General features: G+C 70.6%; 14 protein-coding genes. 8 read left to right on the top strand and 6 right to left on the bottom strand.

Annotated elements, in window-relative coordinates; all coding sequences use genetic code 11:
• Positions 1-34: 34 nt before the first annotated feature.
• A complete protein-coding gene (locus ACIBHY_RS37035; protein ID WP_397255710.1) occupies positions 35-595 on the top strand; it encodes a dihydrofolate reductase family protein in 561 nt (186 codons plus the stop codon).
• On the opposite strand, the gene ACIBHY_RS37030 is transcribed toward ACIBHY_RS37035, so the two are convergent.
• Positions 588-1,352, bottom strand: a complete 765-nt coding sequence (locus ACIBHY_RS37030; protein ID WP_397309145.1) for an SDR family NAD(P)-dependent oxidoreductase — start codon at positions 1,350-1,352, stop codon at positions 588-590. The two genes, ACIBHY_RS37035 and ACIBHY_RS37030, sit on opposite strands and share 8 nt — an antisense overlap.
• A gap of 11 nt (positions 1,353-1,363) precedes the next feature.
• A complete protein-coding gene (locus ACIBHY_RS37025) occupies positions 1,364-2,446 on the bottom strand; it encodes an alanine racemase (protein WP_397309144.1) in 1,083 nt (360 codons plus the stop codon).
• Positions 2,447-2,630: 184 nt separating this feature from the next.
• Between ACIBHY_RS37025 and ACIBHY_RS37020 the strand changes: the two genes are divergently transcribed.
• Genes ACIBHY_RS37020 through ACIBHY_RS37010 form a run of 3 tightly spaced genes read left to right on the top strand, consistent with a single transcriptional unit; the run spans position 2,631 to position 5,446 of the window.
• Entirely contained in the window at positions 2,631-3,452 is an 822-nt protein-coding gene (locus ACIBHY_RS37020) for a fumarylacetoacetate hydrolase family protein (RefSeq protein ID WP_397309143.1), read from the top strand.
• Positions 3,449-4,384, top strand: coding sequence for a zinc-binding dehydrogenase (locus ACIBHY_RS37015; RefSeq protein ID WP_397309142.1), 936 nt, complete (start codon positions 3,449-3,451; stop codon positions 4,382-4,384). The genes ACIBHY_RS37020 and ACIBHY_RS37015 overlap by 4 nt, the downstream gene beginning before the upstream one ends.
• 12 nt (positions 4,385-4,396) lie before the next feature.
• Complete coding sequence (locus tag ACIBHY_RS37010) at positions 4,397-5,446, top strand: amidohydrolase family protein (RefSeq protein WP_397255720.1); 1,050 nt, start codon at positions 4,397-4,399, stop codon at positions 5,444-5,446.
• Positions 5,447-5,484: 38 nt separating this feature from the next.
• Here the strand turns inward: ACIBHY_RS37010 and ACIBHY_RS37005 are convergent, their stop codons facing one another.
• A complete protein-coding gene (locus ACIBHY_RS37005; protein WP_397309141.1) occupies positions 5,485-6,432 on the bottom strand; it encodes an endo alpha-1,4 polygalactosaminidase in 948 nt (315 codons plus the stop codon).
• Between the two features lie 217 nt (positions 6,433-6,649).
• Between ACIBHY_RS37005 and ACIBHY_RS37000 the strand changes: the two genes are divergently transcribed.
• Genes ACIBHY_RS37000 through ACIBHY_RS36985 form a run of 4 tightly spaced genes read left to right on the top strand, consistent with a single transcriptional unit; the run spans position 6,650 to position 10,957 of the window.
• Entirely contained in the window at positions 6,650-7,942 is a 1,293-nt protein-coding gene (locus ACIBHY_RS37000; protein ID WP_397309140.1) for an alpha-glucosidase/alpha-galactosidase, read from the top strand.
• Positions 7,939-9,225 (top strand): ABC transporter substrate-binding protein, encoded by a 1,287-nt coding sequence (locus ACIBHY_RS36995; RefSeq protein ID WP_397309139.1) that lies wholly within the window; start codon positions 7,939-7,941, stop codon positions 9,223-9,225. The genes ACIBHY_RS37000 and ACIBHY_RS36995 overlap by 4 nt, the downstream gene beginning before the upstream one ends.
• Positions 9,222-10,148, top strand: coding sequence for a carbohydrate ABC transporter permease (locus ACIBHY_RS36990; protein WP_397255728.1), 927 nt, complete (start codon positions 9,222-9,224; stop codon positions 10,146-10,148). The genes ACIBHY_RS36995 and ACIBHY_RS36990 overlap by 4 nt, the downstream gene beginning before the upstream one ends.
• Positions 10,145-10,957: a carbohydrate ABC transporter permease gene (locus ACIBHY_RS36985; RefSeq protein ID WP_397255730.1), complete on the top strand. Its 813-nt coding sequence runs from the start codon at positions 10,145-10,147 to the stop codon at positions 10,955-10,957. The genes ACIBHY_RS36990 and ACIBHY_RS36985 overlap by 4 nt, the downstream gene beginning before the upstream one ends.
• On the opposite strand, the gene ACIBHY_RS36980 is transcribed toward ACIBHY_RS36985, so the two are convergent.
• The 3 genes from ACIBHY_RS36980 to ACIBHY_RS36970 form a co-directional block, all read right to left on the bottom strand.
• Entirely contained in the window at positions 10,947-11,828 is an 882-nt protein-coding gene (locus ACIBHY_RS36980; protein ID WP_397309138.1) for an SMP-30/gluconolactonase/LRE family protein, read from the bottom strand. The two genes, ACIBHY_RS36985 and ACIBHY_RS36980, sit on opposite strands and share 11 nt — an antisense overlap.
• 80 nt (positions 11,829-11,908) lie before the next feature.
• Entirely contained in the window at positions 11,909-12,667 is a 759-nt protein-coding gene (locus ACIBHY_RS36975) for an IclR family transcriptional regulator (RefSeq protein WP_397309137.1), read from the bottom strand.
• A gap of 90 nt (positions 12,668-12,757) precedes the next feature.
• Positions 12,758-14,128, bottom strand: coding sequence for an APC family permease (locus ACIBHY_RS36970; protein WP_397255734.1), 1,371 nt, complete (start codon positions 14,126-14,128; stop codon positions 12,758-12,760).
• Positions 14,129-14,203: the final 75 nt, after the last annotated feature.

The following is a 14,203-nucleotide window of genomic DNA, read 5'->3' as shown; positions in this document are numbered from 1 at the left end:
CTAGCGTGCCTGGGTAACCGTCGAAAGGCCGGCCATGGGAAAGCTCATCGCGCACAACATGATCACCGTCAACGGCGTGTTCGACTCGCCCGCCCCCGACACCTGGCTGGAGGCGGACAACGACAGCGGTGACGCCTCCCTCGAACAACTCCTGCTGGCCGACGCGCTGGTGCTCGGCCGCAAGACCTACGAGGACCTGGCCGCCGTCTGGCCCCACCTCGGCGGCGACCCCGCGCTCGGCCGCTACGCCAAGCGCATCAACGGCATGCCCAAGTACGTCGCCTCCCGGACCCGGCCCGGCCCGCTGGAGTGGAACGCCACCCTGATCAAGGGCGAGCTCGACGAGGTCGTGCCCGAGCTGAAGGACACCCACGGCGGCAACCTGGTCGTCTCCGGCTGCGGCGAGCTCGCGCACACGCTGGCCAGGCGCGGGTTCGTCGACGAGTTCTGGTTCTGGGTCAACCCCTGCCTCTGGGCGGCGGGCCCGCGCGTCTTCGACGGCGTCGGCCCGATCCGGCTTCGGCTGGTGGCCGCGACGCCGTACCGGTCGGGCGTGCTGTGGCTGCGCTACCGTCCGGCGGGCCCGCTCACATGATCGCCAGCTGGCCGCCGTCGATGACGAGCTCGGTGCCGTGGACGAAGGCGGCGTCGTCGGAGGCCAGGAACGCGTACGCGGCGGCGACCTCCTCGGCCAGCCCCGCCCGGCCGAGCGGGATGTGGTCGCGGGCGTAGGCGGAGACGAAGTCGCCGGCCAGGCCGGAGGAGATGGCGGAGTTCAGCGGCGTCTGGATGTAGCCGGGGCACAGCGCGTTGACCCGGATGCCGTGTTTGCCGAGCTCGACCGCCATCGTCCTGGTCAGCAGGAGCACGCCGCCCTTGGAGGCGTTGTAGTGGGCGTAGTCGGCCTCGCCGCCCAGGCCGTTGGTGGAGGACATGTTCAGGATCACTCCGCCGGAACCGCGCTCCACCAGGTGCTGGGCGACCGCCTGGGCGACCAGGAACATGCCGCGCAGGTTCACCGAGATGATCCGGTCCCAATGCCCCGGGGTGATCTCCAGGAACGGCTCGCGCCAGGCCGTACCGGCGTTGTTGACCAGGATGTCGATCCCGCCCAGCGCCGCGACGGCGCCGTCGACCAGGCGGGCCACGTCGGCCTCCGCGCTGACGTCGCCGGCCAGCCCGCTCACCTCGCCGAGCGCCGCGAGCCCGGTCACCGCCGCGTCCACCTCTGCCTCGTCGAGGCCGCCGAGCACGACCCTGGCGCCCTCTTCGAGAAACCTGCGGGCGGTGGCGGCGCCGATGCCGCTGCTGCCTCCGCTGATCAGCACCCGCTTGCCGGCCAGGCCGCGCATGCTGCCTCCTTTCAGCGCACGGCCCCGCGGGCGGCGACGCGCAGTTCGGTGATGACTTCCCCGTCCTCGACGCCGTAGGCGATGTCGAAGAGGTTGACGACAGAGCAAGCATGGCTGGGAATCAGCCCCATCCGCGAGCCGACGGGCAGCTCACCGTGGTGGCCGGGCTCCAGACGGGCCACGCCGTGCTCCTCGTTCAAGAACTCCATCCTCAGGTACGGCAGGCCCACGGCGCGGATCCAGCCCGGTGTGCCGTACCCGTCGGAGGTGAGGCACTTGGTGCCCGCGTCGCACACGACCCGCTCGGGCATCGGCCGGCCGATCACCGTGGTCAGGATCCTGGCCGCGGTGTTCTCCTCGGAGGCGACGCCGAGGCGCATCATGGCGGTGTCGTTGAAGATGTAGGTGCCCGGCCGGATCTCGGTCACGCCGGCGACTCCGGCCACGTGGCGGGCGGTGGGGGTCGAGCCGACGCTGATCTCGCGCAGCGCGATGCCGTCGCGGGCGCACATCTCGGCGGTCGCCACCAGGTCCTCGCCTTCGCGGCGGGCGGTCTCGGCGAGCTCGGCCGGGGTGCGGCAGTGGTAGGCGTGCCCGGCGAGGGTGAGCAGGCCGGCGACCTCCACGCCGGGGACGGCGGCGATCTCGGCGACCAGGTCGGCGGTGGCCCGGCCCGGTGGCCGGCCCAGCCGGTGCTGGCCGGTGTCGACCTCGACCAGCACCTCCACCGGCGGCCCGCCGAGGCGGCCGAGCTCGGCGGCGACCTCGGGGGAGTCGAGGCTGACGCGCACCCTGGCGCGCTCGCGCAGTGCGGCGAGGCGGCGCAGCTTGGGCCGGCCCCAGATCGGAAACGCGAGCAGGATGTCGTCGATGCCGGCCTGTGCCATCACCTCGGCCTCGCCGAGCTTCGCGCAGGTGATGCCGCTCGCCCCGGCCTCGAGCTGCATCCTGGCCAGCTCGGGCATCTTGTGGGTCTTGACGTGCGGCCGGAGTCGGACGCCGTTCGCGGCGGCCACCTTCGCCATCTCGTTCACGTTGGCCCTGACCACGTCGAGGTCGATGACCAGGGCAGGGGTGTCGATTTCTGGATACATCTATGGATCACGCCCTCTCGGGTCTCTGCCCGTCGAACGTAACACAGCCATTCCGTCAGACGCATTAGCATTCCGTCATACAGAATGCTGGACAGTTCCAGAGAACTCTTGACAGGTGCCCCCGCCACTGCTGTCCTTTTCGCGTAGCCGGAATGGCATTCTGCATCATGGAATGGGAGTTCGCATGAGAGTCGGCACGGTCCGGGTCGGACAGACCCGCATGGCCGCGGAGGAACGCGACGGACGTTGGTACGCCCTCGACGTGCCCCCGGGCACCCCGCTGGAGGCCGTGCTGGTCCGCGGGCTCGGCTCGGTGCGCACCGCCGGGCCGCTCGACGCCGCGGTGCCCGTCCGGCCCCTGCGGCCGGGCAAGATCGTGGCGATCGGACTCAACTACCTCGACCACATCCGCGAGGCCGGGATGGACAAGCCGCAGCGGCCGCTGATGTTCGCCAAGTTCCCCTCCAGCGTGATCGGGCCGGGCGAGCCCATCGTCATCGACACCGGGCTGACCGAGCGCGTGGACTGGGAGGTCGAGCTGGCCGCGGTCATCGGCACGCCGCTCAGGAACGTGAGCGGGGACGAGGCGCTGGCGGGCGTGGCCGGTTACACCGTGGCCAACGACGTCTCCGCACGTGACCTGCAGTTCGCCGACGGCCAGTGGACCCGCGGCAAGAGCCTGGACACCTTCTGCCCGCTCGGCCCGGTCGTCGTGACGCCCGACGAGCTCGGCGACCCCCAGGCGCTGAAGCTGTGGACCCGCGTCAACGGCGAGACCGTCCAGGACTCCAGCACCGCCGAGATGCTCTTCGGGGTGGCCGAACTGCTCGCCTTCTGCTCGCGCGCCTTCACCCTCGAACCCGGTGACGTCGTGCTGACCGGCACCCCCTGGGGCTGCGGCGAGTTCATGGACCCGCGGCGCTCCCTGCGCCCCGGCGACACCGTCGAGACGGGCGTCGAGGGCATCGGCGTCCTGGTCAACCCCGTCACGGAGGGCACCCGATGAGGGCCCTGGTGTTCACCGGACCCGGCGCCATGGAGGTCCGCGACGTGCCGGAACCCGAGGTCGGCCCCGGTGAGGAACTGGTGCACGTGGTGACCTCCGGCATCTGCGGCAGCGAGCTGCACGGGGTCAGGACGCCCGGCTTCCGGGTGCCGCCGCTGGTGATGGGGCACGAGTTCGCCGGCCGTACCGGCGACGGCAGGTGGGTCGTGGTGAACCCGATCCTGTCGTGCGGCGCCTGCGACCTGTGCGCGCTCGGGCTGCGCAACGTGTGCAGGGAGCGGCAGATCGTCGGGGTGCACCGGCCCGGCGGCTTCGCCGAGCGGGTCGCGGTGCCCTCGGGCACGCTGACCGACCTGCCGGAGGGGCTCGGCTGGACGGCCGCCGCGATCGTGGAGCCCGCGGCCAACGCGGTGCACGCCTGGTCGCTGGCCGGCGCGCCCGCCGGCGCCCGCGTGGGCGTCATCGGGGCCGGCGCCATCGGCCTGGCCTGCCTGCTGGTCGCCGGCTCCGGCGGCGCGGCGCGGATCGAGGTCGCCGACCGCTCGGGGCACCGCCGCGAGATCGCCCGCCGGCTCGGCGCCGGCGCGGCCGTGCCGGAGCTGGCCGGAGAGTACGACGTGATCTTCGACGCGGTGGGCGCCGCCGCCACCCACGAGCAGTCGCTGGCCCGGCTGCGTCCCGGCGGCACCGCCGTCTGGCTGGGCCTGGCCGACCCGACCGCCGGATTCGACGCCGCCGCGCTGGTACGCGGGGAGAAGCAGGTGGTCGGCTCCTTCGCCTACCGTGACGCCGACTTCGCCGCCGCCGTCGGCCTGGTCGCCGGCTGGGACCTCGGCTGGGTGGCCACCTACCCGATCGGCGAGGGCGCGGAGATCTTCACCACGCTGATGAACGGGCGCACCACCCCCGTCAAAGCCCTGCTGACCTTCTGAATCGAGGCGTCCATGTCCGTGCGCACACCTCTGTCCGAGTACCGCCCGATCTCGCAGCTCAGGGTCCCCGTCCACCACGTGGAGCGGGCCCGGCTGCCGGTCGTGGACGCCCACACCCACCTCGGCCGCTGGCTCAGCGAGGACGGCGACTGGATGGTCAAGGACGTGCCCGCGCTGCTGGCCGAGATGGACACGCTCAACGTGCGCGCCATGGTCAACCTCGACGGCCGCTGGGGCCGGGAGCTGGCCGCCAACCTCGAACGCTACGACGCCGCCCACCCCGGCAGGTTCGCCACCTTCTGCCACGTCGACTGGTCGCAGGCCGCCGAGCCCGGCTTCGGGGAGCGCCTGGCCGCGCAGCTGCGCGCCTCGGTCGCCGAGGGCGCCGCGGGACTGAAGGTCTGGAAGGACGTCGGCCTGCGCGTGCGCGACCACCGCGGCGAGCTGGTCATGCTCGACGACGTACGGCTCGGCCCGCTGTGGGCCGCGGCCGGGGAGCTGGGCATCCCGATCGCCCTGCACACCGCCGACCCGGTGGCGTTCTTCGAGCCGGTCGACGAGCGCAACGAACGGCTCGAACAGCTCGCCGCCCACCCCGGCTGGGTGTTCTCCGGCCCGGAGTTCCCGCCGTTCGAGCGGCTGATCGAGGCCATGGAGACCATGATCGGCACGCACCCGGCCACCACCGTGATCGGCGTGCACGCCGGATGCTGGCCGGAGAACCTGGCCTGGGTCGGCGGGATGCTCGACGAGCACCCCAACTTCCACATCGACATCGCCGCGCGCCTGGCCGAGCTGGGCCGGGCGCCGCGGGCCGCGCGCGAGCTGATCATGCGCCACCCGGGCCGCGTGCTGTTCGGCACCGACGACCTCCCGCCGGACCCGGAGACCTACCGGATCCACTTCCGCTTCCTGGAGACCGCCGACGAGGCGTTCGCCCACTCCACCGAGGACCCGCCGCTGATGGGCCGATGGACCATCAGCGGGCTCGACCTGCCCGGTGACGTGCTGGGCAAGGTCTACGCCGGCAACGTCCGCGCGCTCGTGCCGAGGCTGGCGTGAACGGGCGGCCCCGCCCCCGGCGGGACCGCCCGGGGCCCTCACCTACACGGCTTGTACGGCTTGTCGTAGAGCGAGTAGTCGGTCGCCTTCTTGATGGAGTTGAACTTCAGCGCGGCGGCCTTGGAGCAGAAACCGCCCGGCGAGGTCTTGTACTCCACCTGGAAGACCGGCTTGCCCGCCTTGACGAAGGCGGACAGGACATCGCACTCCTTCCACTGGAAGCACTCCTCGTTGACCGCGTAGTCGAAGTGGGAGACCAGTTCGTCCACCTGGCTGAGGTCGTTCTTCAGCGCCACGGACAGGCCCTTCCTGTGGGCCATGGCGGCCAGCGCCTTGTTGTAGGTCAGCTGGGTCTGGGCGCTGATGTTCCAGCCGGTGACCTTCTGGCCCTCCTCGTGCGCGTGGACGACGTCGAACTCGACCCCGTCGAACCCGGCCCTGACGCACTTGTCGACGCGGGCCTCCATCATCTTCAGCAGGAAGTCCCGCTGGCCCTTGTCGTTGTTGATGTTGGCCCAGCGCTCGTTCGGGAACTCGTCGCTGAACGGCTTGCCCAGCAGCGACTTGCCGTGGCTGTCGTGCCACTCGGCGAACGCCGGGTAGTCGGGACGGAAGTCCTCGATCGAGCCCGCGTCGATGTAGCAAACGGCCTTCGCGCCCTTGGCGTGGATGGCGTCGACGCCCGCGGTGTTGAGCGTGGTGTTGTCACCCGCGACCTCGGCGTCGACGTACAGGTCGATGTCGAAGACGCTCGGCCGTACGCAGGCGCCGCCGGACTGCGGCACCTCGCAGATGCCGACGTTGATGCCGCCGGTGGCGGCGTGGGCCTTGCTGCCCTGGAGCTGGTACTGCCAGCGGCTCTGCACCGGCGGCCGCCAGATCGCCGCGCCGCTCGACACGTCGGCCGCCGCACCGGCGGTGAAGGCCAGTGCCGGCACGAACGCCAGCGCCGCGGCCAGGGCCAGGCGGCATATGCGATGGATCAACAAACCAACCCTCCGTTCCGTATTGCGGAATCATGTTCCGTAGCTAAGGAAACAGAGGAAGATCGGAGGTTGTCAACCTTCTCTCGATGTCGAGAATTCCGTGCTGACGATCATTCCACAGTATGGAATTCTGGTCTGTATTACGGATAGCTGGTTATACTGCCGCACGTAGCGGAGACCCACGCCCGCTTCGTGCTCTGTGGAGGGAAAGTGGCCCATGGCACGCATCGTGTTCGTCGGCGCGGGCAGCGTCGAATTCACCAAGAACGTTCTCTCTGACATTCTGACATTTCCGGAACTGGGGGATTCCACTACCCTCGTCCTGCACGACATCGACGCGGAACGGCTGGCCACCGCGGAGGCCATGGCCGCCTGGATGGTCGCCAAGCTGGGCCTGGGCGCCAAGGTCGAGGCCCACCTCGACCGCCGCCGGGCCGTCGAGGGCGCCGACTACGTGATCAACGAGATCGCGGTCGGCGGGTACGCCGCCACGCGCACCGACTTCGAGATCCCGCGCCGCTACGGCCTGCGCCAGACGATCGCCGACACCCTCGGCATCGGCGGCATCTTCCGCGCGCTGCGCACGATCCCGGTCATGGTCGGGCTGGGCCACGACCTGGCCGAGCTGGCGCCGGACGCGCTCCTGCTCAACTACACCAACCCGATGGCGATGATCCCGCGCGCGGTCTACCAGGGCACGCCGTTCACGAACGTGGTGGGTCTGTGCCACTCGGTCCGCGACACCCAGGCCCGCCTGGCCTCGCTGGTCGGCGTGCCGGAGGAGGAGGTCTCCTTCGTCACGGCCGGGGCCAACCACCAGGCGTTCGTCCTGAAGTTCGAGCACCAGGGCCGCGACCTCTACCCGGCGCTCGACGAGGTCGTCGCCGCCGACCCCGAACTGCGCAGGACCGTCCGGGTGGAGATGTACCGCCGCTTCGGCCACTTCCCGACCGAGTCCAGCGAACACGGCTCGGAGTACCTGCCGTGGTTCCTCCATCACGACGACCAGGTCGCGCACTTCCGCATCCCCGTGGAGATCTACCTGCGCTGGTCGGAGGAGAACCTCGGCACCTACGAGGAGACCAGGCGGCGGCTGGCCGCGGGGGAGGGCGTGGAGATCGAGCCCGCCATGGAGCTCGCCTCCGAGGTCATCCACTCCATCGAGACCGGCACGCCCCGGGTGATCCACGGCAACGTGCGCAACAACGGCCTGATCGCCAACCTGCCCGCCGGCGCCTGCGTCGAGGTGCCGTGCCTCGTGGACCGGGCCGGGGTGCGCCCGACCAGGATCGGCGCGCTGCCGCCGCAGCTCGCCGCCCTGAACACGACGTTCCTCAACGTGGGCGAGCTGACCGTGCTGGCAGCGCTCGAAGGACGCCGCGAGCACGTCTACCACGCGGCCATGCTCGACCCCAACGCCGCGGCGACGCTCACGCTCCAGCAGATCCACGACCTCGTGGACGAGATGATCGCCGCCCACGGCGACCTGATGCCGGAGGGTGTGCGATGAGGCGGGCCCTGGCCGCCGCCGCGGTCCTCGCGCTGGCCGTGACCGGCTGCGGGGCGGGCGGGAAGGAACCGGCGGCGAACGGCCCCGTGGAGATCACCATCTGGCACGGCCAGGAGGACGCCTCCGCCAAGTCGATCGAGAAGCTGGTCGCGCAGTTCAACCGGAGCCACCCGGGCATCAAGGTCGACACCGAGTCCGGCGGAGCCACCGCGGACGGCATGCTGCCCAAGATCACCGCAGCGCTCACCTCCGACGCCTACCCCGACATCGCCTACCTCTACGGTTCCTGGGCGCCCAACATCGCCAGGAACCCCAAGACGGCCGACCTCACCGCGTTCGTCAAGGACCCGGCCGTCAGGTGGCAGGACTTCTGGGCCAGCGAACGCGAGGCCGTCACCGTCAACGGCAAGGTCATCGGCTTCCCCGCGGTCGTCGACAACATGGTGGTCCTCTACAACAAGAACGTCCTGGCCGAGGCGGGGCTCAAGCCGCCGGGACCGGACTGGACCTGGGACGACTTCCGCGCGATGGCCAAGCGGTCCACCGACGCCAAGGCCGGCGTCTTTGGCGCCACCTGGCCGATCAGCGGCGGCGAAGAGGCGGTCTGGGGCCTGTGGCCGATGGTCTGGCAGGCGGGCGGCGACATCCTCACGCCCGACCACAAGAAGGCCGCCTTCAACTCCGCCCAGGGTCAGCAGGCCCTCGACCGGCTGCGCGCCATGGCCGTCGACGACAAGTCGCTCTACCTCGACTCCAGCCCGGCCGAGAAGGGGCAGAAGCTGTTCGAGTCCGGACGGCTGGCCATGTTCATGTCCGGGCCGTGGGTGCTGCCCGACCTGCAGGCGGCCAAGGTCGACTACGGCGTCTTGCCGCTGCCCGGCACGAACGGCAACCACGAGACCATCTCCGGGCCGGACAACTGGGTGGTCTTCCAGCACGACGAGCGCCGGGTCAAGGCGGCGGCGACGTTCCTGGCCTGGCTGACCGCGGCCGAGCAGCAGCTCGTGTGGATGAGCGACACGGGGTCGTTGCCGATCCGCGAGTCGATCACCAAGCTGCCCGGTTACCAGGACTATCTCAAGAAATATCCGGGTATCGACGTGATCTCCGCCAACCTGGCCAACGCCAAACGGGTCCGGCCGCCGACCACGCGGTACCCGAGGGTGTCGGCGTTCGTCGCCGAGGGCATCGCCCAGGCCCTGCTCGGCAAGAGCGACGCCAAGACGGCCCTGGACGAGGCGGCCAGGAAGGCCGACGCGGCGCTGGCCGTACCGGGATCATGAGCGCGACCGCGCTCGGCGCCACCGCCAGCCAGCACCGGCGTCAGAAGGACCGCAGGAGGCTCGGCGAGAACATCGCCGGGTGGTCCTTCGCCGGGCCGGCGACCCTGGTCATCCTGGGGTTCTCGCTGATCCCCATGGCCTGGGCGCTGGCGCTGTCGTTCACCGACTCCGACCTGATGTCGCCGGGACGCAACGTCGGGCTGGACAACTACCGGGCGCTGCTGGCCGACCCGGTGTTCTTCCAGGCGCTGCGCAACACCGGGCTGCTCCTGGTGTTGTACATCCCGTCCTCGCTCATCGCCGGGCTGCTCGTGGCGGTGCTGCTGAACAGGAAGGTACGCGGCATCGGGTTCTACCGGACCTGTTTCCTCGTGCCCTACGTCGTGTCGGCCACCGCGACGGGCCTGCTGATGGGCTTCGTCTTCGACCGCGACTTCGGCCTGGTGAACGGGCTGCTGGCCAAGCTCGGCCTGCCGCTGCAGGGCCTGCTCAGCAGCCCCTCGCAGGCGATGCTCGTGCTGACGGCGATCTTCTTCTGGACCCGCTTCGGGTTCGCCGTGGTGATCTACCTGGCGGCCATCCAGGAGATCAGCAAGGAGGTGCTGGACGCCGCCGCGATCGACGGCGCCGGCGCCTGGGCCAGGTTCCGTCACATCATCGTGCCGTCGGTGCGGCCGATGACGATCTTCCTCACGGTGTGGGGCGTGATCGACGCGCTGCAGTTCTTCGACCTGGTCATGACCACGACGAAGGGCGGCCCCGCCAACGCGACCGTGACCATCGTCTACTACGTGTGGCAGCTCGCCTTCAGCTTCTCCACCGCCGGGTACGGCGCGGCCGTGGCCTACGCCCTGTTCGCCGGAACCCTGGTGCTGATCGTCGCCGGCCTGCTGCTCGCCCGGCGCAAGGGGGTGACGACATGAGGCGCTGGTCCGGCAGGTGGCATCTGCTCCTGGTGCCGATGTCGGCGGTGGTCGTCCTGCCGTTCGTGTGGCTGCTGCTCAGCTCGGTGATGACCCAGGCCGAGCTGAACAGGTTCCCCCCGGCGATCTGGCCGGAGAGCGTCGACCTGGGCGGCTACCGCACGGTCGTGGAGCGCTCGAACTTCCTGCGCTGGTTCGTCAACAGCATCATCGTCTCGGGCGCGATCGTGGTGGCCCAGGTGGTGCTGTGCAGCATGGCCGGCTACGCGTTCGCCAGGATCAGGTTCGCCGGCTCCAAGCTGGTCCTGATCCTGGTCATCGCCACCGCGCTGATCCCGTTCCAGCTCACGGTCATCCCGACCTTCCTGATCTTCAACAAGGCCGGGCTGACCGACACGCTGGGCGCGCTGATCGTGCCGCAGCTCGCCTCGGCCGTGGGCATCTTCCTCATGACCTCCTTCTTCCAGTCCTTCCCGAAGGAGCTGGAGGAGGCGGCGCGCATCGACGGCTGCTCCCGGGTGGCGACGTTCTACCGGGTGGTGCTGCCGGTGGCCAGGCCCGCCCTGGCCGCGCTGGCCGTCATCACGTTCATCACGGCGTGGAACGACCTGTTCTGGCCGCTGGTGGCGATCAACTCGGAGGACAACTACACGGTCCAGGTGGGCCTGACGACCTTCCAGGGTCAGCACCGCGCGGACTGGCCGGCCATCATGGCGGGCACCGTGCTGACCACGCTGCCGGTGCTCGCGGTGTTCCTGTTCGGCCAGCGCCGGTTCGTCCAGGCGCTGACCGGCGCGGTCAAGGGCTGAGGTCGCGGTAGGGGTTGGCGGGGAGACCCGTATAGGGGGTACGGCAGCGCCACAGCTCCCCGCCCGCCCTGCCGTCCCAGGCCGTGGTGATGTACAGCTCGCCGAGGCCGGGGCCGCCGAACGCGCAGCTCGTCACGTTGGCGGCGGGCACCTCCACGGCCAGGTCGAGCCGCCCGTCGGGCCGCAGGCGCAGCACCGCGCCGCCCTCCCACAGGGCGACCCACACGTGGCCGCCGGCGTCGACGGCGATCCCGTCGGGGTAGCCGCGCGGGATCTCGGCGAACACCCGGCGCCCGGCCATCCGCCCGCTCGCCGGGTCGTAGTCGAAGACGTCCACCCGGCCCGTCGGCGTGTCCACGTAGTAGAGCAGCCGCTCGTCCGGGCTCCAGGCGATGCCGTTGGAGATCGAGACGCCGTCCAGCACCCGCTCGCAGCGTCCGCCGGGGTCGAGCCGGTAGAGCGCGCCCGCGCCCGGCGTGTCGTCCTCGGCCTTGGTCCCGGCGAAGAACCGGCCGGCGCGGTCGCAGGCGCCGTCGTTCATCCGGTTGCCCGGCCGCTCGCCGGCCGTGACCGCCGCGACCACCTCCAGCCCGCGCCCGTCGCGCACCCCGCGCTCGTCGCGCGGCCCGCCCCCGTCCCGCAGGACGGCGAAGCCGTCCCTGACGGCCAGCGCCAGCCCGCCGCCGGTCCTGGGCACCGCCACGCCCACCGGCCGGCCGACCTCGGTCACCTCGTGCGAGCCGTCGGCCGGATCGAGCCGGTGCACCAGCCCGGCCGGGATGTCGACCCACAGGAGCGTGCCCGTGTGCCCGTCCCAGCGCGGACCCTCACCCAGGCTCGCCCGCGGCACGGGAACGACCTCCGGCTCCATGACTCCTCCTTCTTTCCGCGATACAGAATCTCATTCCACGCCTAGCCCACACCATCACCCCGGAATCGGGCTGTCAACCGTCAGCCCTGCTCGGCGATCGCCTTGCGCAGGCTGTGCCCCAGCTCCTCCATCCGCGCCGGCGGCATCCTGTCCTTGATCGCGGTCACGCTCACCGCGGCGACCGGGGCGGTCCTGCCCAGGAACAGGGGGGCCGCCACGCACCGCACGCCCGGCTCGTTCTCCTCCAGGTCGAGCGCGTAACCGCGGCGCCGTACCTGGTCGAGGTGGGTGGCCAGCTTCGCCGGGTTCGTGATCGTGTTGCGGGTCCTGGTCGCCAGCGGGCCGAACCGCTCGGCCCAGGCCTTGATCGCCTCGTCGCTCGGGTACGTCCAGGCCAGCAGCGCCTTGCCCACGCCCGTGCAGTGCGCGGCGTTGCGCCCGCCCACCACCGAGGTCATCGTGATCGAGCGCACCGCCTCGACCTTGTCCAGGTAGACCACCTCGATGCCGTCGAGCGTCGCCATGTGCACGGTCTCGGCGAACTCCTCGCTGAGCCGCAGCAGCAGCGGCCGCACGAGCGTGCGCAGATCCATGCTCTCGTAGAACCTGAACGCGGTCGCGAGCATCTCGGTGCCCAGGAAGTACGGCCCGCTCGCCTCGGGCTGCGCGGCGAACCCCCGGTGCTTCAACGCGCCGAGCAGCCGATGCAGCGAACTCTTGGGCAGCCCGAGCCGTGTGGCCAGCTCGTCGAGCGTGACTCCGCGGCTGTGCCTGCCGATCTCCTGAAGGATCAGCAGGGCACGGTCCACGCTTCCCACCGGTGACTGGGTCTCCGCCATAACGCCTCCCTCGCATATTCCGGATAATGGAATGCTAGAGCGTTATGCGGAAGATCCGTAATCGGTGTGTCGTTCAGTTCTTCCTGCCGGTCATTCGGGATCGTCGGCGGTGTCCTGGAGGGTCCAGGCGCCGCGCCGCCGTACGACGGTGAGATAGACCACCGTGCCCGCCACCAGGATGGCGGCGGTGACGATCAGGCTGGGGCGGCCGATCACGGGGTCGATGGCGCTGGTGTAGATCACGTACGCCAGCGCGGCCAGGGCCACGACGGGCGCCAGCGGGTACAGCGGCATCCGGTAGACGCCGTGCGCGGTGCTGCCGTTGCGGCGGCCGCCGATGACGGCGACGCAGAGGGCGGCGTAGATCACCACCAGGGAGGTGCCGGTGACGACGAGGAGGTAGCGCTCCGGCACGAAGCAGAGCGCCGCGCTGACCGCGCCGGCGGCGATCGTCGCGGTCCAGGGGGTGCCGAAACGCGGGTGGATGCGGCCGAAGAGGGCGTTGACCCGCGCCGGCCAGGTCGCGTCGCGGGCGCTGCTGAAGATCAGGCGCGCGGTGAGCAGCATGATGGCGATCACCGCGTTGGCGATGGCCAGGGCGACGCCCAGGCTGATCAGCGTGTTCAGGGTGCCGCCGCCGTGCTCGGCGACCACCTGCTGGACCACGTTGCCGCCGTCGAGGCTGGTGGCCGACAGCAGGACGGCGGTGATCGGGATGAGCTCGGCGGCCACGGTGATGGCCAGCGCCCACAGGATGACCCGGGCGATGTTGCGCCGGGCACCGTGGGTCTCCTCGCCGAAGTAGACGGCGGAGCCGTACCCGTTGTAGGAGAAGATCGCCACGGCGGTGGCGAGCGCGATCAGCCCGAGCGTGGCGGGGGAGCCGTCGGGCGCGACCGGGTTCACCAGCAGATCGGTGAAGGGGCGCTCGACATTGAGCACGCCGATGGCCGACAGCGCGAGCAGGGCCAGCATCTCCAGAGCCAGGAAGACGCCGGTCACCACGGCGTTGAAGCGGATGTCGAAGACGGCCACCACGGCGGCGAGCGCGACGGTGACCGCGCCCGCGAGGGGACCCGGCAGGCCGGGGAACAGCACGCCCAGGTACGTGCCGACGCCCAGGGCGATCACCGCGAGGATCAGCAGCTGCGTGACCAGGACCAGCACCAGCGCCAGGAAACCGGGCAGCCGGCCGAGTGTCCTGCCGATGATCGTGTACTCGCCGCCGGTCAGCGGATAGGCCGACGACAACTCGGCGTACACGAAGGCCATGAAGACGCCCACCACCGCGGCGAGGACGTAGCTCCAGAACGCGCCCGTCCCGGCCTGCCGGACCACGCCCGGGCCGATGATGAAGACGGACGAGGCGGGAGTGATGGCCGACAGGACGATCAGGAGAGTTCCGAACGCGCGCAGCCCGCGCTTGAGACGGGCACCGGGACGGGTCTGGGACGTGCTCATCCGCGCCTCCATACTTTTAACAAGCATCAAAGAACTCCGCTGAACCGCAGTCAATAGCGGCCGACTAAAGTTTGA

The sequence above is a fragment of the Nonomuraea sp. NPDC050547 genome (genome assembly GCF_044457345.1).
In the GTDB taxonomy this organism is placed as follows: domain Bacteria; phylum Actinomycetota; class Actinomycetes; order Streptosporangiales; family Streptosporangiaceae; genus Nonomuraea.
Note: the sequence above shows the minus strand (reverse complement) of the source record. Positions and strands in the feature narration are given on the sequence as shown.

Bases quoted from the DNA above. Each gene is read 5' to 3' on its own strand.
- ACIBHY_RS37035 (WP_397255710.1), top strand. From the start codon at position 35: ATGGGAAAGCTCATCGCGCACAACATGATCACCGTCAACGGCGTGTTC.
- ACIBHY_RS37030 (WP_397309145.1), bottom strand. From the start codon at position 1,352: ATGCGCGGCCTGGCCGGCAAGCGGGTGCTGATCAGCGGAGGCAGCAGC.
- ACIBHY_RS37025 (WP_397309144.1), bottom strand. From the start codon at position 2,446: ATGTATCCAGAAATCGACACCCCTGCCCTGGTCATCGACCTCGACGTG.
- ACIBHY_RS37020 (WP_397309143.1), top strand. From the start codon at position 2,631: ATGAGAGTCGGCACGGTCCGGGTCGGACAGACCCGCATGGCCGCGGAG.
- ACIBHY_RS37015 (WP_397309142.1), top strand. From the start codon at position 3,449: ATGAGGGCCCTGGTGTTCACCGGACCCGGCGCCATGGAGGTCCGCGAC.
- ACIBHY_RS37010 (WP_397255720.1), top strand. From the start codon at position 4,397: ATGTCCGTGCGCACACCTCTGTCCGAGTACCGCCCGATCTCGCAGCTC.
- ACIBHY_RS37000 (WP_397309140.1), top strand. From the start codon at position 6,650: ATGGCACGCATCGTGTTCGTCGGCGCGGGCAGCGTCGAATTCACCAAG.
- ACIBHY_RS36995 (WP_397309139.1), top strand. From the start codon at position 7,939: ATGAGGCGGGCCCTGGCCGCCGCCGCGGTCCTCGCGCTGGCCGTGACC.
- ACIBHY_RS36990 (WP_397255728.1), top strand. From the start codon at position 9,222: ATGAGCGCGACCGCGCTCGGCGCCACCGCCAGCCAGCACCGGCGTCAG.
- ACIBHY_RS36985 (WP_397255730.1), top strand. From the start codon at position 10,145: ATGAGGCGCTGGTCCGGCAGGTGGCATCTGCTCCTGGTGCCGATGTCG.
- ACIBHY_RS36980 (WP_397309138.1), bottom strand. From the start codon at position 11,828: ATGGAGCCGGAGGTCGTTCCCGTGCCGCGGGCGAGCCTGGGTGAGGGT.
- ACIBHY_RS36975 (WP_397309137.1), bottom strand. From the start codon at position 12,667: ATGGCGGAGACCCAGTCACCGGTGGGAAGCGTGGACCGTGCCCTGCTG.
- ACIBHY_RS36970 (WP_397255734.1), bottom strand. From the start codon at position 14,128: ATGAGCACGTCCCAGACCCGTCCCGGTGCCCGTCTCAAGCGCGGGCTG.